At 34.9% G+C, this 19,890-nt stretch carries 19 protein-coding genes and 2 riboswitches; of the genes, 15 read left to right on the top strand and 4 right to left on the bottom strand.

From position 1 onward, the window contains the following. Positions 1 to 40: 40 nt before the first annotated feature. The 9 genes from acpS (at position 41) to TETH514_RS04955 (ending at position 7,811) form a co-directional block, all read left to right on the top strand. Positions 41 to 457, top strand: coding sequence for a holo-ACP synthase (gene acpS, locus TETH514_RS04915; protein ID WP_003867467.1), 417 nt, complete (start codon positions 41 to 43; stop codon positions 455 to 457). Beyond that, complete coding sequence (locus tag TETH514_RS04920; protein WP_009052807.1) at positions 420 to 1,952, top strand: bifunctional ADP-dependent NAD(P)H-hydrate dehydratase/NAD(P)H-hydrate epimerase; 1,533 nt, start codon at positions 420 to 422, stop codon at positions 1,950 to 1,952. Before acpS ends, TETH514_RS04920 begins: the two co-directional genes overlap by 38 nt. A gap of 11 nt (positions 1,953 to 1,963) precedes the next feature. Further along, entirely contained in the window at positions 1,964 to 2,974 is a 1,011-nt protein-coding gene (locus tag TETH514_RS04925; RefSeq protein WP_003867469.1) for an outer membrane lipoprotein carrier protein LolA, read from the top strand. 21 nt (positions 2,975 to 2,995) lie between these two features. Then, positions 2,996 to 4,162, top strand: a complete 1,167-nt coding sequence (gene alr / locus TETH514_RS04930) for an alanine racemase (protein WP_003867470.1) — start codon at positions 2,996 to 2,998, stop codon at positions 4,160 to 4,162. An 89-nt stretch (positions 4,163 to 4,251) separates the two neighbouring features. After that, on the top strand, positions 4,252 to 4,527 hold the full coding sequence (locus tag TETH514_RS04935; RefSeq protein ID WP_003867471.1) for a CopG family ribbon-helix-helix protein: 276 nt from the start codon (positions 4,252 to 4,254) through the stop codon (positions 4,525 to 4,527). Positions 4,528 to 4,529: 2 nt separating this feature from the next. Beyond that, positions 4,530 to 4,880 (top strand): type II toxin-antitoxin system PemK/MazF family toxin, encoded by a 351-nt coding sequence (locus TETH514_RS04940; protein ID WP_003867472.1) that lies wholly within the window; start codon positions 4,530 to 4,532, stop codon positions 4,878 to 4,880. A 327-nt stretch (positions 4,881 to 5,207) separates the two neighbouring features. Further along, entirely contained in the window at positions 5,208 to 6,053 is an 846-nt protein-coding gene (locus TETH514_RS04945; protein ID WP_003867473.1) for a YitT family protein, read from the top strand. Positions 6,054 to 6,068: 15 nt separating this feature from the next. Beyond that, positions 6,069 to 6,890, top strand: a complete 822-nt coding sequence (locus tag TETH514_RS04950) for a transketolase (protein ID WP_012268649.1) — start codon at positions 6,069 to 6,071, stop codon at positions 6,888 to 6,890. After that, positions 6,891 to 7,811, top strand: coding sequence for a transketolase family protein (locus TETH514_RS04955; RefSeq protein WP_003870015.1), 921 nt, complete (start codon positions 6,891 to 6,893; stop codon positions 7,809 to 7,811). It abuts the gene before it with no gap. A gap of 28 nt (positions 7,812 to 7,839) precedes the next feature. On the opposite strand, the gene TETH514_RS04960 is transcribed toward TETH514_RS04955, so the two are convergent. Then, positions 7,840 to 8,355: a ferredoxin domain-containing protein gene (locus TETH514_RS04960; RefSeq protein ID WP_003871225.1), complete on the bottom strand. Its 516-nt coding sequence runs from the start codon at positions 8,353 to 8,355 to the stop codon at positions 7,840 to 7,842. Positions 8,356 to 8,538: 183 nt separating this feature from the next. Between TETH514_RS04960 and TETH514_RS04965 the strand changes: the two genes are divergently transcribed. Next, positions 8,539 to 9,783 (top strand): 6-phosphofructokinase, encoded by a 1,245-nt coding sequence (locus TETH514_RS04965; RefSeq protein ID WP_009052805.1) that lies wholly within the window; start codon positions 8,539 to 8,541, stop codon positions 9,781 to 9,783. A 13-nt stretch (positions 9,784 to 9,796) separates the two neighbouring features. On the opposite strand, the gene TETH514_RS04970 is transcribed toward TETH514_RS04965, so the two are convergent. From TETH514_RS04970 to thiC, 3 genes are all read right to left on the bottom strand, one after another. Next, positions 9,797 to 11,161: a Na+/H+ antiporter NhaC family protein gene (locus TETH514_RS04970; protein WP_009052804.1), complete on the bottom strand. Its 1,365-nt coding sequence runs from the start codon at positions 11,159 to 11,161 to the stop codon at positions 9,797 to 9,799. Positions 11,162 to 11,418: 257 nt separating this feature from the next. Then, positions 11,419 to 11,577, bottom strand: a complete 159-nt coding sequence (gene rd / locus TETH514_RS04975) for a rubredoxin (protein WP_003867480.1) — start codon at positions 11,575 to 11,577, stop codon at positions 11,419 to 11,421. Positions 11,578 to 11,662: 85 nt separating this feature from the next. Continuing rightward, entirely contained in the window at positions 11,663 to 12,961 is a 1,299-nt protein-coding gene (thiC, locus tag TETH514_RS04980; protein WP_009052803.1) for a phosphomethylpyrimidine synthase ThiC, read from the bottom strand. Positions 12,962 to 13,006: 45 nt separating this feature from the next. Continuing rightward, positions 13,007 to 13,114: riboswitch (TPP riboswitch) on the bottom strand. Between the two features lie 184 nt (positions 13,115 to 13,298). Further along, positions 13,299 to 13,410, top strand: a riboswitch (SAM riboswitch). A 67-nt stretch (positions 13,411 to 13,477) separates the two neighbouring features. On the opposite strand from thiC, the gene TETH514_RS04985 reads away from it, so the two are divergent. The 5 genes from TETH514_RS04985 (at position 13,478) to TETH514_RS05005 (ending at position 19,875) form a co-directional block, all read left to right on the top strand. Continuing rightward, positions 13,478 to 14,770, top strand: a complete 1,293-nt coding sequence (locus tag TETH514_RS04985; protein ID WP_009052802.1) for a homoserine dehydrogenase — start codon at positions 13,478 to 13,480, stop codon at positions 14,768 to 14,770. Between the two features lie 39 nt (positions 14,771 to 14,809). Then, positions 14,810 to 16,093 carry a homocysteine synthase gene (locus tag TETH514_RS04990; RefSeq protein ID WP_009052801.1) on the top strand — a complete coding sequence of 428 codons (1,284 nt, stop codon included), beginning with the start codon at positions 14,810 to 14,812 and terminating at the stop codon, positions 16,091 to 16,093. A gap of 20 nt (positions 16,094 to 16,113) precedes the next feature. After that, entirely contained in the window at positions 16,114 to 17,214 is a 1,101-nt protein-coding gene (locus tag TETH514_RS04995) for a homoserine O-acetyltransferase (protein WP_009052800.1), read from the top strand. A gap of 97 nt (positions 17,215 to 17,311) precedes the next feature. Further along, positions 17,312 to 18,448, top strand: coding sequence for a Gfo/Idh/MocA family protein (locus TETH514_RS05000; protein WP_003867486.1), 1,137 nt, complete (start codon positions 17,312 to 17,314; stop codon positions 18,446 to 18,448). A gap of 44 nt (positions 18,449 to 18,492) precedes the next feature. Continuing rightward, entirely contained in the window at positions 18,493 to 19,875 is a 1,383-nt protein-coding gene (locus tag TETH514_RS05005; protein ID WP_012268650.1) for an RsmF rRNA methyltransferase first C-terminal domain-containing protein, read from the top strand. The last annotated feature ends 15 nt before the right edge of the window (positions 19,876 to 19,890 follow it).

The following is a 19,890-nucleotide window of genomic DNA, read 5'->3' on the forward strand; positions in this document are numbered from 1 at the left end:
ATAATATAATGTAATTAGGATAATTGGAGGAACTGTATATATGGAACTGTTTGTGGGAACGGATATTGTAGAAGTTGAAAGGATAAAAAAAGCTTTTGATGCAAATTCTAAATTTTTGGAACGGTTATTTACTCAAAAAGAGATAGAGTATTTTAACAGTAAAAGGATGAAATTACCTCATATAGCGGGTTTTTTTTCAGCAAAAGAAAGCATATCAAAAGTCTTAGGAACAGGTATCAGTGGTTTTAGCTGGAAAGATATTGAAATATGTCACGATGAAAAAGGAGCCCCTGCCGTAATTTTAAAGGGGAAGGCTAAAAATATTGCAGACAAAAAGGGAATAAGGGATATAAAGCTGTCTATTTCTCATACGAAGACCTATGCTATAAGCTGTGCTATTGCTATTGGAGGTGAAAAAAATGATAGTGCTGACCTCAAAACAGATGAGAGGAGTTGAAAAAATAGCTATAGAAAAAATAGGAATTCCTTCTATAGGTTTAATGGAGAATGCGGGAAGAGAAACAGCGCTAGAGGTAAAAAAGATTTTAGAGGAAGAGAATTTAAACTCTGTAATAGTTATATCTGGAAAGGGGAATAATGGTGGAGATGGTTATGTAGTGGCTAGAAATCTTTATAATTGGGGAGTCGATGTAAAAGTATTTTTAACTACAAGTTTAGGTGCTATTTCAGGTGATGCAAAAGTAAATTTAGATGCAATCCTAAATATGGGGATTTATGTAGCGGAAATTACTCAAAGAGAACATCTAAAATTTTTGGAAAAAACCATTAAAGACAGCGATGTGATTGTGGACGCAATTTACGGAATTGGGCTTAAAGGAGAAATAAGCGGTATAACAAAAGAGATTATAGAAATGATAAACCAAGCAAATAAAATTGTGGTATCTGTCGATATTCCTTCTGGGTTAAATGCTGATACAGGTAAAATAGAAGGATGCGCTGTTAGGGCTACTAAAACAGTTACTATGCAATTTCTAAAGCCGGGTTTATTAGTGTATCCGGGTGTCGATTATGCAGGAGAAGTTCGTGTTGCTGAAATAGGGATTCCTTACCGGTTAGCAGCAGAGGTAGGTTATAATTATAACCTTGTGACTTCAGAGGATGTAAAGCTTCCAAAAAGGCATGGAAATACTCATAAAGGAGATTATGGTAAAGCTTTGATTATAGCTGGTTCTAAAAATATGACAGGAGCAGCATATCTGTGTGCTAAAAGCGCTATTAAGGCAGGTTGCGGATTGGTGAAATTAGCAGTTCCCCAAAGTGTGCAATCAGTAATTCAAGGGGGACTTTATGAGGTTATAACCTATGGATTAGAGGAACAAAATGGTATTTTATCCCATAATGCTTTAAGTAGTGTACTAGAGTTAATAGAGGAAAGTGATGTTATTGCTATAGGACCAGGATTGACTCATGATAGAGATATTTCACAATTGGTATATGACATTGTAAAAAATACGGATAAGCCTGTAGTTTTAGATGCTGATGCTCTCAATGCTTTGGTAGGAAGATTGGAAGTTATACAAGGTAAAAAAATTATTCTAACTCCCCATTATGGCGAAATGTCAAGATTGACAGGCCTAAAAATTGATGAGATTAAGAATTATCTTTTTGAAGTAGCAAAAACTTTTATTGATAGGTATAAAGTGACACTTGTACTTAAAGGTGCTAAAACTGTAATAGCGACAAAAGAAGGAAGCATATATATAAATAGCACAGGCAACCCTGGAATGGCAACTGCTGGTAGTGGAGATGTTTTGGCAGGAATGATTACAGCTTTTTTGGCTCAAGGGTTTAGCGAAGAAAAAGCAGCAATTTATGGGATATTTTATCATGGAAAGGCAGGAGATATTGCTAAAGAATATGTAGGAGAGTATGGAATGACAGCGATGGATATCCTTGAGAACATTCCGGAGGCTCTTAAATGTAGTTTGTAAGAGGGTGAGAGTTGTTGAAAAAGAGCTTTTTTGTAATTGTTTTTGTGCTTATATTTCTTCTTTCAGGGTGTGGAATAAAAGCAAAAAAAGTTAAAGATCCTTTTATTTCTATTAAAGAACAATTAGATAAATTAGAAAGTTATACTGCCACAGCAATTGTAGAGCTTTATAACAACAAGATAGGTAACAAATTTTCAGTTGTGCAGTTTTATAAAAAAGGTAAATTTCGCTTAGAAGTTTTAGAGGAAAGTGGGAGTCCGGATAAAATTATTGTATATGACGGCAAAAGAAGTTATGTGTATTTTGCAAAGGTGAATCAAGTTTTTGTAGCAGAAAATACAGAAGAGATTCCTTTGTATTCGCTGATTACTTCTTTTATAAAAAACTATATTAATTCAGGTGGAGAGATAGAAAAAAGAGAGATGGATAAATTTTATTTAATAACAGTTCCTATTTTGGATAAAAATATTTTCATGTACAAAGAACAAATGGCTTTTTCTAAAGAGGATTTGACACCTAAAGAATTGACAATTTTTGATATTAATAATGAAATTTTTTCAAAAATTACTTATAAGGATTATAAATATAACCCTGAGATAAATGACAAGTTATTTACTAAGGATAGCGTAACGACGTTAGCGGGAAATCTTTTAGATTCTCCAGTAATAGAAATAGATGCAAAAGAGGTTTATAAATATTGCGGCATAAATCCTGTAATGCCTGTGTATTTACCACAAGGCTTTAAACTTTTAAATGTATTAGTGAATGTTAATGAAAATAATGGAGTTACTTTTGTGTATACTTTGGGTAAGAATTTGATGGAAATTTTTGAGACTGTGGTTGACCAAAACGAAATAGTTAATGAAAAAGGATTTCTTTTGAGTGAAGGAGTGTATTATAAAGAAAAAGACAATGGGGAAAAGGAATATACTACGATGGTAAATGGTATTCAAATAAAAATTACAGTAACAGGAGATTTGAGTGAAGAAGAGATACTTAAGGTGATAAAATCCTTGAGGTGAAAAACAAAAGGGGGATTTTTAATGTTTGATAATATAAGGCCAACAAGAGCAGAAATATATTTGGATAATATAGTGCATAATTTGAGTGAAGTAAAGAGATGGGTGGGGAAGAAAGTAAAAATAATGGGGGTAGTGAAAGCCAATGCTTATGGTCATGGAGCTTGTCAAGTAGCAAAGGTTTTAATAGAAAATGGGGTTTCTTATTTGGGAGTAGCTACAATAGAAGAGGCGTTAGAATTAAGGGAATGCGGAATTAATATTCCCATACTCGTTTTTGGATATACGCCTTTACCTCAGGCCAAAGAATTAATTGTGCACAATATAACTCAAACTGTTTTTGATATAAACTATGTTAAAGACTTAGAAAGAATTGCCTTAAATGTGGGTAAGAAGGCTAAAGTTCATGTAAAAGTTGATACAGGTATGGGACGGATAGGATATACAGATTTAAATGTAGCTGAAAAAGAGATAGAAAAAATGATGGAAATGGAAGGGGTAGAGGTAGAAGGCATATTTAGTCATTTTGCTACTTCTGATGAAAAAGATAAAACATATGCTGAACAACAGTTTGATATGTTCAAGAAATTGTTAGAAAGCTTAAAGCAAAAAGAGATAAACATTCCTTTAAAGCATATAGCTAACAGTGGAGCAATTATTGACCTTAAATATACTTATTTAGACATGGTAAGGCCAGGAATAGTTCTATACGGTAGTTATCCTTCAGAAAATGTTGAAAGACCATTGGATTTAAGACAGACTATGGGTTTTAAAACTAAAATAGTGTATATAAAAGAAGTACCTGAAGGTACTTCCATTAGTTATGGAAGGACATTTATAACTAAAAGAAAAAGCAAAATTGCCACATTGCCTGTAGGATATGCTGATGGTTTTAATAGATTACTCTCTAATAATCATCATGTCTTAGTAAAAGGGAAATATGCTCCCGTAATTGGGAGAATTTGTATGGACCAAACGATGTTAGATGTCACCGATATAGAAGGAGTAGAAGTAGGTGATGATGTAACTATTTTTGGAAATCAAGATGGAGAAAAAATAACAGCAGAGGAGATTGCTAAAAAATTAAATACTATACCTTATGAAGTATATTGTGGAATATCTAGAAGGGTACCTCGAATATATATTTACAAAGGAGAGGTAATTGAGGTAAAAAATTATTTAAAAATTTGACTTTTATAGTATAAAATTTACAAATGATTGACATCATTATATATAGTAATATATAATAAATTATATAAGTGCGTAAGGAGGTCCTAAAAGTGGGCGAAACAAAGCGAATACTTGTAAGCTTGCCGCAAAGTTTATTAGAAGAAGTTGATGTTCTTGCCGCTATGGAAAACAGGAATCGCAGTGAATTTATAAGAGAAGCGATGAAATTATATATACGCGAGAAGAAAAAAATTCAAATACGAGAGAGCATGAAAAAGGGATATCTTGAGATGGCAGCAATTAACAGTGAACTTGCGGAAATGGGCCTAACCGCAGAAAACGAATGTTTTACAGGATATGAAATGAAATTGAAAAAGTGTGATTAACTATGGTGATAAAGAGGGGAGACATTTTTTATGCCGATTTAAGCCCTGTAATAGGCTCTGAACAGGGCGGAATTCGGCCTGTACTTATAATTCAAAATGATATTGGTAATAAATATAGTCCAACAGTAATAGTAGCGGCAATTACATCTCAGATTAACAAAGCCAAATTGCCCACTCATGTTGAAATAAATGGGGCAGAATATGGACTTAACAAAGATTCTGTAGTATTATTGGAGCAAATAAGGACTATTGACAAAAAACGTTTAAGAGAAAAAATTGGTCATTTTGACCAGGAAATGATGGAGAAAGTCAATGAAGCTTTGCAAATAAGTTTAGGGTTGATTGATTTTTAAAAGGTTAACTAATTATAAGGCAGCGCTTAGCGCTGTTTTTTTGTACGGCGAAAAAAGTTTTATGATATAATTATAATTAAAGTCTTTTATAGTTTTTCCTTTAAAAAAGAGAATAGAATTTTTATCCTTTATGTTAGTAATAAATTCATAAACACAAGAAGGATATACGAATAAGATGTCTAAATATTTAGATGAGTTAAGGGAAAAAACCAAAAAGAATTTTGATATATTATTTGAGCACAATATTTCTTAAGCGAGGATGAAATAATAAGTCTTATAAAAGATTGCTACTATTCAAAAACTAACAGAATCTTTAAGGAGGATATTATGAAAATTACCGCTAAAAAAATAATAATAGATTTTTTTGGGGTTAGTGTAGGAACATTACTTGTGGCTTTATCCTTAGATTTGTTTTTGGCACCTAACAAAATTGCTCCTGGTGGAGTAAGTGGACTTGCAGTTGTTCTACAACATTTGTTTGGATGGCCAATAGGAGCAGTTACCTTGGCAATAAATATTCCGCTTTTTATCATCTCGACTAAAGCTTTAGGAACAGGTTTTGGAGCTAAAACACTTTATTCAACTATTTTATTAGGTGTTTCTATTGATGCATTGGCTTTTTTAAAACCTCTTACCCATGATACAATATTGGCGGCAGTATATGGTGGTATAATAATGGGTGTAGGGATAGGTATTGTGATAAAATATGGAGCAACAACTGGTGGAACAGACATGGCTGCTATGACTTTGCATAAATACATACACTTTTTAAGTGTGGGCAGAATACTGCTTATAATAGACTTTGTAATAATAACTTTAGCAGGCATAGTTTTTAGCCCGGAACTTGCCCTTTATGCTTTAGCTACTGAATTTATTTCTATCAAAGTTATTGACCTCATACAAGAAGGTAGTGGCGATGAGAGAATTGCTATAATTATTTCTGATAGGTATGAGGAAATTAGTAAATCAATATTGGAGGAAATGGAAAGGGGGGTAACAGAACTAAAAGGAAGAGGGGGTTATTCAAAAAAGGACAAAAATGTTTTGTTGTGTGTTGTAACTCGTAGAGAAGTTACAACCTTAAGAAGCCTTGTGAAAAGAATAGACCCCAACGCTTTCATGATATTATCAACAGCCCATGAAGTTTTAGGAGAAGGATTTAAAAACATGTGAAATGGAGGTATTGGTATGGACAAAGAATTTTTAAAGCAAAAGGCAAAAGAAGTGAGAATAGACATCATAAACATGTTGGCAGAAGCAGGATCTGGCCATCCTGGGGGGTCATTATCCTGTGCAGATATTTTAACCCTGCTCTATTTTGACAAAATGAATGTAAAGCCTGACAATCCCAAATGGGAAGATAGGGACAGACTTGTGCTTTCAAAAGGTCATGCAGCTCCTGCCCTGTATGCTGTATTAGCTGAAAAAGGGTTTTTCCCGAAAGAAGAGTTAAAAACTTTAAGAAAGCTTGGCTCAATACTTCAAGGGCATCCCGATATGAAATCCACACCGGGACTTGATATGACCACAGGGTCATTAGGGCAAGGACTTTCTGCTGCAAATGGAATGGCATTAGCAGGTAAATTAGATAAAAAGGGCTATAGAGTCTATGTAATATTAGGAGATGGAGAATTACAAGAAGGGCAAATATGGGAAGCAGCTATGACAGCAGCCCATTACAAATTGGACAACTTAACAGCAATACTTGACTTTAACGGCTTACAAATAGATGGCCCAAACAGAGAAGTAAAAAACATAGAACCAGTAAATGAAAAATTCAATGCTTTTGGATGGCACGTAATAGAAATAGACGGTCACGACTTTGACCAAATAGACAAAGCCATAGAAGAAGCAAAAGCTACAAAAGGAAAACCCACTTTGATAATAGCTCATACAATAAAAGGAAAAGGCGTATCCTTCATGGAAAATCAAGTAGGATGGCATGGCAGTGCGCCTAACGAAGAACAAAGACAAAAAGCTATACAAGAACTTGAAGGGAGTGGAGTATAAATGGCTATGGCGACAAGAGAAGCCTATGGGAAAGCCTTAGTAGAATTAGGCGCAAAAAACAAAGATGTAGTGGTATTAGACGCTGACCTATCAAAATCCACAAAGACGGCAGATTTTCAAAAAGTATATCCAGATAGATTTTTTAACATGGGAATATCAGAGCAAGATATGATGGTAACAGCAGCAGGACTCGCTACCTGTGGGAAAATTCCTTTTGCCAGCACTTTTGCCATATTTGCAACAGGAAGAGCTTATGAGCAAGTGAGAAACTCCATAGGTTATCCACACTTAAACGTAAAAATAGCAGCTACCCATGCTGGCATAACAGTAGGAGAAGACGGAGCGACACACCAATCAATAGAGGATATATCCCTTATGAGAGGAATACCTGGGATGGTGGTAATAAACCCAGCCGATGCAGAAGAGACGAGACAAGCCATATTTGCGGCTGCAGAACACTATGGACCAGTATACATAAGATTGGGGAGGATGGCAGTACCAGATATACACGATCAAAACTACAAATTTGAATTAGGAAAAGGTGAAGTAATAAGAGAAGGGAAAGACGTAGCGATAATAGCGACAGGGATAATGGTAGCCATAGCGATTGAAGCAGCAGATAAACTAAAAGAAGAGGGAATAGAAGCGACAGTGGTGAACATCCACACAATAAAGCCGATAGACAAAGATTTAATAGTAGAAGTAGCTAAAAAGACGGGCAAAGTTATAACAGCAGAAGAGCACAGCATAATAGGTGGGCTTGGTTCGGCGGTAGCAGAGGTTCTTTCAGAGGAATATCCAGTGAAGATAAAGAGAATTGGAATAAGAGATGAGTTTGGACAATCCGGTTCACCTAAAGAGCTTTTAAAACATTATGGTTTGACAGCGGAGGATATTGTAAAAGCAGCTAAGTCATTTTAAAAAATGCCAGGATTTAACCTGGCATTTTTTATCTATCAAAGTATATGTTTTTGCCTGTAGCAGAAAGAGGAATGCCTATAACAATTTCTCCTTCAATTAATTTTAACCTTCTTGCACTTACACCTATTCTATACATAACTCGATTATCCACATTCAAGAGACTGGCGGTTTTAACTGCAGACCCTACTGCTATTCCTAAGTCGATGAGCCTCCAGGCACATATGGGACCTGCGAATTCTGTACCTTCTCTAAAATCCCTTAGACTAGTGCAAAGATTATAACCGCAGGCGCCGCAATTTAGTCCAACTTTTTCTGGTTTATTTAATGAAATTAAAAGTACTGCACTGGAGTTAGCGACGTTTTTTGCATCCCTGTCAAAATTTTTCTTTCCGGATTCTTCGCCATATTTCATCATATCCTCTTTTAACATTACGAGGTCTTCACCTGTAATTACTTTTGTTTCTATAAAGTCTTTTCCAGTTGCTTTAGGTGCTGTTCTCGCTGATAATGCCATCAAATGAGCAGCTAATTCAATTACATCCATAATGTCTCCCTCCGTATTTTTAAGATGAATGCGTTATTTATTATAATTTTGCTATATTTTTTTGCTTTTTGCAAGAAGGGTTGATAAAATTTTATCAAAAATTATTATTATATTTCTTTTTGTGATATAATATATCTGAATTACTTTATAATTTATAATAGAATATCACAATGGGGGTATATTATGTATACTAAAAGCAATTGTCTTATAGCACAATCAGGTGGTCCTACAGCTGTTATTAATTCCAGTCTGTATGGAGCTATAATGGAAGCTTCGCGCTCGGAGAAAATTGGCAAAGTTTATGGTGGGATAAACGGCATAGAAGGTATAATAAAAGGCAATATTATTGACATATTTGATATTCCCTATGAAAGAATAAAACAAATGAGATTTAGCCCTGCGGCTGCATTAGGGTCGTGCCGATATAGGTTAAAAGACTATTTAGAGGATGAAGAGGAATACAAAAAGTTAATAGAAATTTTTAAGAAATACAACATTAAATATTTTTTCTACATAGGTGGCAATGATTCTATGGATGCCGTTGACAAAATCAGTAAATATGCAAGAGAAATAGGTTTTGAAATAAATGTAATTGGAATTCCTAAGACTATTGATAACGATTTGATGTTTACAGATCATTCTCCTGGTTTTGGAAGTGCGGCAAAATATATAGCCACAACTACTTTAGAACTTGCTTTAGATGCGGAAGTGTATGAGACTAAAACAATTAACGTACTCGAAGTGATGGGCAGAAATGCAGGTTGGCTTACCGCTTCTTCTGCTTTGGTTAAAGAAAGATTGCCCCATTTGAAACAACTTATTTATCTTCCTGAGATACCTTTTAATGAGGAAAGATTTTTAGAGGATGTAAATAAAGCTTATAAGGAATATGGCAATGTCTTTATAACTGTGTCAGAAGGACTTATGGATGAAAAAGGGAATTACATTGGAAGAAAAGAAAATGCTTATCATAAAGATGCTTTTGGTCATCCTCAACTGGGAGGAGTAGGAGACTATATAGAAAAGCTTGTAAAAGAGAAAATATATAAACGTGTCAAAATGACCAGACTTGGTGTAACGCAAAGATGTGCAATGCACTTGGCATCTAAAGTGGATTTTGAAGAAGCTGAAATGTTGGGGAGGGAAGCAGTAAAGTATGCGTTATGTGGTGAAACCGGGAAAATGATAAGCCTTGTAAGAGAAAGAAATTACCCATACACTGTTAAAACAGATATTGTAGATGTTGATAAAGTGTGTAACAAGGAGAAAAAAATGCCTTTAAATTGGATAAATGAAGAAGGTAATTATGTTACTGAAGAATTTTTTGATTATGCAAGACCACTTATACAAGGAGAAGTGAAGGTCCCTATGGCAGAAGGGTTACCTTATTATATAAACTTAAAATATGCGATAAAAAAGCAGGAATAAAATCCTGCTTTTTTTAAAATTCTTCCATTAGAACATTGCTATATTGTTTATTACTTTCTATAAACACGATAAGTATTGATAATATAGGGAATAATAGATTTAAATAAGCATAGGGAAGGTAATCAATGACTTTTACTCCTAAAACTGCAGAAAGAAACATTGCTGCTAAATTCCAGGGTATTATGCCGGCAAGTATCATGCCTGAATCTGCTATTGCTCTTACCATCATATCACTTTTTACGTTAAGATTTCTAAACACTTCTAACATTATGCGGGAAGGTAAAATTACAGAAAGGGCTTGATTGCAAGTTATTACTGCCATTAAAGTGCTTAATAACATTGTGACCAAATAGGCAATTTTAGGGTTTTTAATTTTTTGAGCTTTTTTAAAAACTGCTTTTATAATTCCTGTCCCTTCTAATATTCCAGAAAGAGCGGTAGCAAAGGTTACTACTCCTATCATTGGGAAAATTGAAACCATACCTCCTCCTGAAAAGAAAGATTTAAATTCTGGAATATTAGATACATTTCCCATCATAATGACTTTTAAAGAATCTATAAGGTTATAACCATTTAGTAAAGAGACAAAGTAGGAGAGAAGGACAGCAATTGAAAGATTTATCTTTGTAGGAATTCTAAAAAAAGCTAAGGTTATAATCATTATAGGAGCTAAAAACAAGAAGAAGTTTATTTTATAATTTTTCAAAATTATAGCTGCAAGATTGTCAAAAGTGTAGGGCGAAGAAATATTAATGTGAAGACTTAAAAGATAGTACAATAAACCAGTTAATATATAAGTAGGAATTGCAGTTTTAAAAAGAGATTTAAGTACATTGTATTGCTCAATTTCTCCCATATCCGACAGAAGAATGACATTTCCTGCAAGGGGAGAGGTCCTATCTCCTATAAAAGAACCGGATATTACTGCACCAGCAACTATTGGAAGAGGATAGCCAAAGCCATGGGCTAATCCCATTATTACTATTCCAATAGTACTGGCGGTTCCTACAGCTGTACCTAAAATCATTGAGATAATAGAGGTTGTGATAAAAGACAATAATAGAAAACCTTGTGGTTTTAAAAAGTGGGAGGCATAGTAAACAAGAGCCGGAAGCGTTCCATTCTGTTTCCACAAGGCAACTAGGGCTCCTATCAAAAGGAGTATAATCATCACATTTATACCTTTTTTAAATCCATCAATTGACATATTGACAAGTTCTTGAGGCGAAAAACCGTTTATCAAAACAATAGCAAAGGTTATTATATAGCTTATAAAAAGCGGTATATAGGGAGGTTGGTGAAAAACTAATACCATTGTCATGGTTATGGCCAAAATCAACAAAAAAGTTATAAGTGAGATTCCAAATTTGTTTTCCATTTTTCACTGCTCCTTTTAGTAATGAAGAAGTTATTTATAAGGTATTACGTGAATTTCTATATTTTTTGCTTTTTTGATTAACTTTATAACAAAGCATCGGGTGCTTCTTCAGGAGTTAACCTCTTAAAACCTTCACTCATTAAAATTACACGCCCTCCACAGTTTGATTATATCTTTGTTTGAGCATAATGATTTCATACAACTATAATAATATGAATCTTATTAAAAATCAATAAAAAGAGAGAGCAATTGCTCCCTCACATTTTTTCAAACATATCTTTTGCTACTCCACAGTCCGGACAAACCCAATCATCAGGCAATTCTTCAAAAGGTGTTCCTGGTGCAATTCCTTGAGATGGGTCTCCTTCTTCTGGATCGTATATGTACCCGCATACTGTGCACTGCCACTTTTCCATAAAAATTACCCCCTTGATGTTTTCCTTTATTATAGCAGAAATTAGCAAAGAAAATCAAGGGGGGAATGTAAATAAGGCAAAGGTATTAGCAAGTCATAGCTGAAGTTCCAAGGTACTCACTGACAATTTTCATAGCGCAGAATTTTCCGCACATACTGCAAGTTTTGGCTGTAGATATGTTTTTATTGATGCGATATTTAAAAGCTTTATCAGGGTCTATAGAAAGCTTTATTTGCTCATCCCAGTTTAAGGCTTTTCTAGCTCTAGCCATAGTTAAATCTTTTTCTTTAGCACCTTTTACGCCTTTTGCGATATCTGCAGCATGGGCGGCAATTTTTGCTGCAATAACGCCTTCTTTGACATCTTCTTTGTCTGGAAGTCCGAGATGTTCAGCGGGTGTAACATAGCAAAGGAAATCAGCACCAGAAGCTGCTGCAATTGCTCCTCCGATTGCTGAAGTTATGTGGTCATAACCAGGAGCTATATCAGTCACAATAGGGCCAAGCACATAAAAAGGAGCATTATGACAAAGTTGTTTTTGAAGTTTTACATTTGCTTCAATTTGGTCAATTGGCACATGCCCGGGTCCTTCTACCATCACTTGAACTCCTGCTTTACGAGCCCTTTTGACAAGTTCCCCAAGGATGATGAGCTCTTGAATTTGTGCGCTATCTGTAGCGTCTTCGAGACAACCTGGACGCAGTCCATCTCCTAAGCTTAGAGTTATGTCATATTTTTTAGCAATATCAAGGAGCCTATCAAAATGTTTATACAAAGGATTTTCTTTGTCGTTATGGAGCATCCAAGCAATTGTAAAGGAGCCACCGCGGCTTACTATATCCATCACTCGGCCGTTGTCTTTAAGCTTTTTCAATGATTCAAATGTTAGACCACAGTGGACTGTAATAAAATCAACCCCGTCTTTTGCTTGTTCTTCTATAACTTCAAAAATGAATTCTTCAGGCATAGCTACAATGCTACCGTATTTGGATATAGATTCTACAGCTGCTTGATACATGGGGACAGTGCCTACAGGGACAGGGGAATTTTCAAGTATTTTTCTACGAGATTGGTTAATGTCGCCCCCTGTGCTTAAATCCATTACCGCATCTGCTCCAGCTTTTACAGCAACATTTAATTTTTCAATTTCTTTTTCAATTTCAGGGTATGCATCAGAGGTTCCTATATTGGCATTTACTTTTGTCGATAAACCCCTTCCTATGCCTTTGGGAATGAGGTTTTTGTGGTTGATGTTTGATGGTATTACTATTTCTCCTTTTTTAACTCCTTCTAAAATAAATTCTTCGTCTACTCCTTCATACTCTGCAACTATTCTCATCTCTTTTGTGACAATGCCTGAAAGGGCGTATTCCAATTGTGTCATAATAAAAACCTCCTTAAAAAATAAATAAACCATGGGGATTATAGCCATGGCAGATGACCACATCCCTACGCAGGTACTAACCTAACAGGTTCGATGGGTTAAAAGGCAACACCTTTTTCTCAGCCGGTTACGCCGGCACCCCATGTGGCAAATATTAAATTTTTATAATCGATAGAGTATAAATATTATACAATATTATTATACCACTAAAAAAAATCGGCGTATATTAAAATTTAGAAAAAATTTAAGAAAGAGTACAAAAAAAGTTCTTGACTTTACAGTTTCAAAGTGATAACATAGATTACAACATGCAAAATTGAATATATTACACACAAACCTCTTATCAAGAGTGGTGGAGGGACTGGCCCGATGAAACCCGGCAACCGGCATTTATATGCGTCTGGTGCCAAATCCTGCAGGTTAGATTATTCTAACCTGAGAGATGAGAGGAGTGGCGGATTATTAGGCCCTCTTCTCATTGAGAAGAGGGCCTAAAAATTTATTTGGAGGTGTGACATGAAAATAAAAATCGGATTATTAGGACTTGGAACAGTAGGAACAGGAGTATATAAATTGATAACTTCAAGAGGAGGTCATATGTGGGAGAGTACAGGGTTTTATCCTGAGATAAAGAAGATACTCGTGAAAAATCTCAATAAGCCAAGGAAAGTGAAGGTAGAAGGACTACTTACCCAAAATGCTGAAGAAATTTTGAAAGATAAAGAGATAAAAATAGTTATTGAAGCAATAGGAGGTATTTCTCCAGCTTACGAATATGTGAAGGAAGCCTTGTCTTCAGGGAAGCATGTAATCACTGCAAATAAAGAATTGATGGCTAAACATGGGGAAGATTTAAATGAAACAGCAAAAAAAAATGGAGTGTTTTTAAAATGCGAAGCAAGTGTTGGAGGAGCAATACCTATACTTCATCAAATTGATAGATTAAAAATCACAGATGAAATAGATTTTGTAGGAGGTATAGTAAACGGCACTACTAACTACATTCTTACGCAAATGTCTACTAAAGGAAAAAGTTATGAAGAAGCACTTAAAGAAGCTCAGCAATTAGGTTATGCAGAAGCAAATCCCGATTATGATGTAAAAGGTTTTGATTCACTGTATAAACTGATTATTCTAATGCGCAAAGTATTTAATGTAAATGTGCCGGTAAATTCTATAAGGAGAAGTGGGATTGATGGGATTGCAAGAGAAGATTTAGATTATATCACTGAATGGGGGTATAAATTAAAATTGTTTGCATGGGGAAAAAAGATAGAAAATGGTGTTTTTGCAGGAGTAGAACCCGTTTTGGTTGAGGAAAGCAATATTTTGTCGAGGGTAAACGACGTAAATAATGCTGTTATTCTTAAAGGAGATAGTTTTGGCGAATATGTATTTGTGGGCAAAGGGGCAGGAGAGCTTCCTACTGGAGATGCAGTTGTCGCGGATTTAATTGATATACTGTTAAATTATAATATCAAAGATAATGATGCAGCAAAGCTTCTTCCAGTTCGTCAAGGAAGCTTTACAGATACGTTTTATATAAGACTCAAAATGCATAAAGGAGATATTTTAAATCTACAAAAGATTTTGAATTTCTTTAAAAGAGAAGAAGCTTTAATCTTAGAGTCCTCTTACGAAAATGACACATTTGCTGCTGTAATTAAATTAAAGACAAATATTGATGTATTTGTAGAAAAGCTAAATGACAAAAAAATTGGAGAACTAAAAGCAATTTTTAAAGTGTTACAAGAGGATATAGATGAGTTACAGTTAAAAGAATTTGAAGATTTGGTAGGAGTAATTTAGAAATCAAATATTTATATTTGATGAAAGGGGATAAAGATTATGTCTAAAAAATATGGTTTTTCAACTTTGGCAATTCATGAAGGGTGGGAGCCTGACCCAACTACGGGAGCTGTAGCACTTCCTATATATCAAACTTCTTCCTTTGCTTTTAAAAGTACACAACATGCTGCAGACCTCTTTGCCTTAAAAGAAGAAGGGTATATATATACTCGAATGATGAACCCTACTGTTGATGTTTTTGAAAAAAGAATAGCTGCATTAGAAGGTGGGGTAGGTGCCCTTGCTGTATCTTCAGGTCAAGCAGCTATAACGCTGGCAGTTACTAATATCGCAGGAGTAGGAGACGAGATTGTATCTTCTACCAATCTTTATGGAGGGACTTATAATCTTTTTGCGACTACTTTGAAAAAGTTTGGTATAAATTTTAAGTTTGTGGACCCCAGCAATCCTGAAAACTTTAAAAGTCAAATAACAGATAACACAAGAGCTTTGTACGTTGAGACTATTGGCAATCCAAAGATTGACGTGGCTGACATTGAAAAAATAGCAGAAATTGCCCACACTGCAGGAATTCCTCTCATTGTAGATAATACTTTTGCAACTCCTTACCTTGCACGGCCTATCGAGTTTGGGGCTGATATAGTGGTACATTCGGCGACTAAATTTATAGGTGGACATGGGACTTCTATAGGTGGAGTTATAGTAGATTCTGGAAAATTTAATTGGGACAATGGAAAGTTTCCAGAACTTACAGAACCAGATCCAAGTTATCATGGTATAAGGTATGTAAAAGATGTAGGCGAAGCAGCTTATATTGTAAAAGCGAGGGTGCAGCTTTTAAGGGATTTGGGTACTGCTTTGAGTCCATTTAATGCATTTTTATTCGCACAAGGATTAGAGACTCTATCTCTTAGGATGGAAAGGCACAGTCAAAATGCTTTAAAAGTTGCAGAGTTTTTAGCTTCTCATCCCTACGTTTCGTGGGTGAATTATCCAGGACTTAAATCAAGTCCCTATTATGCTTTGGCACAAAAGTATTTGCCAAGAGGGCAAGGAGGAGTTTTGACTTTTGGCATAAAAGGCGGATTAAAAGCAGGCATTAAGTTTATAGAGAGTTTAAAATTATTTACTCATCTTGCTAATATAGGGGATGCAAAGTCTTTGGTTATACATCCAGCCAGCACGACCCATCAGCAGTTATCAAAAGAAGAACAGTTAGCTTCTGGTGTTACGGAGGATATGATAAGACTTTCTGTAGGGCTGGAAGACATAGAAGATATATTAGAAGACCTTGATAATGCCCTTTATGCATCGCAAGAATAGATAAGGAAAGGTTGATGTAGATGATAGTTGAGGAAAAAAAGGTTACACTAAAAGGGAAAAATATATTCACTACAGAAAGTGGATATAGCTTTGATGAACTTACTATTGTTTATGAAACTTATGGAAAATTAAATAAAGAAAAAAATAACGTGATACTTGTGGAACACGCTTTAAGTGGCAGTGCCCATGCAGCAGGTATGCATCCTGGGAAAAATAACGTGGGCTGGTGGGACCCTTTAATTGGTCCGGGCAAGTATATTGATACAGATAAGTATTTTGTCATATGCTCTAACTTTCTTGGCAGTTGTTATGGAACGACAGGCCCTTCTTCTATAGACCCTAAAACAGGAAAACCTTACGGTTTAAGGTTTCCAAAAATTAATATAAGAGACATGGTGAGAGTGCAGAAACTTCTTCTAGATTATCTTGGCATAGACCGGATAAAAGTCGCTATTGGAGGGTCTATGGGAGGAATGCAGGCTTTAGAGTGGGCAGTGACATACCCGGATTTAGTGGATAAATCTATTGTCATAGCTGCTGATTATAAGCTTACTCCTCTTAATATTGCGTATAATCATGTAGGAATACAATGCATACTAAATGACCCACATTTTTACGGCGGTGATTACTATGATAAGCCCCATAAACCTGATAAAGGATTGAGTACTGCCAGAATGCTGGGAATGATAACCTACAAAAGTGGCGATTTATTTGACTATAGATTTGATAGGTTAAGAGATGAAAACAATTTTGAAGTGGAAAATTACCTCAACTATCATGGTTTGTCTTTTATAAACAGGTTTGATGCAAATTCATATTTATATATTTTATGGGCTATGAATGAACATGACATTACGAAGCCTTATGGTTCTTTGAAGATGGCACTTAAAAGGATTAAAGCGGAAATACTCATGATAGGGATAGATACAGATATGATTTTTCCTTCTAAGTACATGAGGGATTTCATTAAAAAACTTAATGCTTCAGGAGGGTGTGGCAAATTTGAAGAAATATCTTCAATGCAAGGTCATGACTCTTTTTTGGTGGATATAGATAAGATTGGACCTATTATTTCGGATTTTATAGAAGAAACATACAATAAAGAAATGGTTTGTGTATAATTGTAAAAGAACAGTCCCTTTTAAAAGGGGTTGTTCTTTTTTATGCTTTATTAATGTTATAATTAATATATCGGAATTTTAAAAAGAGGTGATTTTGATGTCAAAAAAAGAAATAAAACTTGGTTTTGTAGGGCTTGGCTTTATTGGGACAATCCATTCTATAGCTTGTTTTTCAATGCCTTTGATATTTAAAAACCTTCCTTTTGAAGTGAAACTTGGACCTGTGTACAAGAATAACATAGAAGATATACCACATTTTTTTGAAAAAGGTGTAAAAAGTATTGAAGAAATGTTGGAAGAGGGCGACCTTGATGCTGTCGACATATGTACCCCTAATTACCTTCATTATGAACAGGCGATGAAAGTGATAGAAAAAGGCATTCCATTATATCTTGAGAAGCCAATAGGAGTTAACGGCAAAGAAGCCTATGAAATAATGGAAAAGGCAAAAGAAAAAAGGATAATACATCAAACAGCTTTAATGTATAGGTTTATGCCTGCTGTAAACCAGGCAAGAGATATGATAAAAAATGGAGAAATAGGTGAAATTTTAAATTTTAAAGCTTTAATGCTTCATTCAGGATATATGGACCCTAAAAGGCCTATGTCCTGGAAAATGAAAAAAGCCACTTCTGGCGGTGGAGCAATAGTTGACATGGGGATACACCTTGTGGATGCAGTAAGATTTATGATGGGAGAAATAAAGTCTTTAAGAGCAAATTCTAAGACATATTTTAAAAAAAGGCCTGTATCCAAAGGCTCTGAAATTTATGAAGAAGTGGATGTAGATGACTGGACAAATGTAGAAGTGGAAATGAAAAATGGAGGATGGGGAAGCATCGAAGCTTCAAGGATATCTGCCGACCTTGAGGAGGAGACTCGATTTGAAATATACGGTACAAAGGGCTCAATAAAAATATCTACAAAACATCCTCGTTATGCTGTATTATATAAAAAGCAAGAGAATGTCCAAATAATTGGCGATTACGATACAAAAAGCAAATTTAGCGAGTATGTGGAGTCAATATATCCTCCAGAAAAATATTCTCTTGGATGGATGGTAGATTTACACATGGCAAGCCTTATAAATTTTTTTACAAATATTGTAGAGGGTAAAATTGAATTTAGTGAGACACCCACTTTTGAGGAAGCCTACAAAGACCAGGTTATTTTGGATAAAATATTATTATCAGCTGAAAATAATGGGAAAGTTATTAGTAATCTAAAAGATTAGTTGTCAATATATTATTCAATCAATAAGATAGGGGTAGTAATAAGATGAAAATTACAGTAAAAAAAGAGTTTTTGAAGAGAATGGAGCAATTACTTAAAGAAGAGTATGAAGATTTTTTAAAGGAATACGACAAAAAGCCTCAAAAAGCCTTAAGAGTGAATACATTAAAAATCGGTGTAGAAGAGTTTAAAAAAATTGTTCCTTTTGAGATAACCCCAATTCCTTGGTGCCCAACTGGGTTTTATTATGATAAAGAAGAAAAGGCGGGCAACCATTTGTACCATATTTTAGGCCTTTACTATATTCAAGAACCGACAGCGATGGCAGTTGTGGAGGTATTAGACCCTAGGCCGGGGGAAAAGATTCTCGATGTAAGTGCAGCGCCGGGAGGTAAAACCACCCACATAGCTACGAAAATTGGCGATGAAGGAATAATTGTTGCTAATGAAATAGATAAAAAAAGAATAAAAGCACTGGTGGAAAATGTAGAGAGAATGGGAATAAGAAATATTGTCATAACAAATGAAACTCCTGAAAAGTTGGCTACCGCATTTGAAGGATATTTTGATAAAATTTTGGTAGATGCTCCTTGCTCAGGAGAGGGAATGTTTAGAAAAGACCCTACAGCAAGGAAAATTTGGTCTTTAAATAATGTCATGAGTTGTTCTATTACACAGAAAAATATACTTAGAAATGTAGTATCCTTATTAAAGCCAGGAGGTATTTTAGTCTATTCTACTTGCACTTTTTCGCCAGAAGAAAACGAAGGGGTTATAAAAAATTTTTTAGAAGAATATCCGGAGTTTGAAGTTGAAGAAAGTGAAATGAGCAAATTCTTTGACAGAGGGCATCCCGAATGGGTTGAAGGTCCTGAAGATTTAAAAAAATGCATGAGATTATGGCCACATAAGGTGAGAGGAGAAGGACATTTTATTGCGAAACTGAGAAAAAAAGAGGAAGAAGAGCCAGACTCTAGATTTAAAAAAACAAAAGGCAGAAAAAAGCAAAAAGAATTACAACTATTTTACGATTTTGCTGATAAATATCTTAATTTAGACTTAGATAATCTAAATATTGAAGTGCATAATGATTTTGTTTACCATGTACCAGAGGGTTTACCGGATTTGAGTAATATAAAGGTATACAGATACGGTTGGCAGTTAGGAGAGCTTAAGAAAAACAGGTTTGAGCCTTCTCACTGGTTGGCAATGGGAATTAAAACTTTCCAAGCTAAAAGACTTTTGGAACTTGAAAGAGAACAAAGGGAAAAATATTTAAAAGGTGAAACTTTTGAATTGGACTTAGAAGACGGATGGATTTTTTTTACTATAGAAGGGTTTCCTGCGGGATGGGGCAGAATTGCAAAAGGGGTAGTTAAAAATTATTATCCTAAGTGGCTTAGAGATATAAAAGTTTGGGAAGAATAGTTGTGTAATGCTCGC

The organism is Thermoanaerobacter sp. X514, assembly GCF_000019065.1.
Lineage (GTDB): Bacteria > Bacillota > Thermoanaerobacteria > Thermoanaerobacterales > Thermoanaerobacteraceae > Thermoanaerobacter > Thermoanaerobacter pseudethanolicus.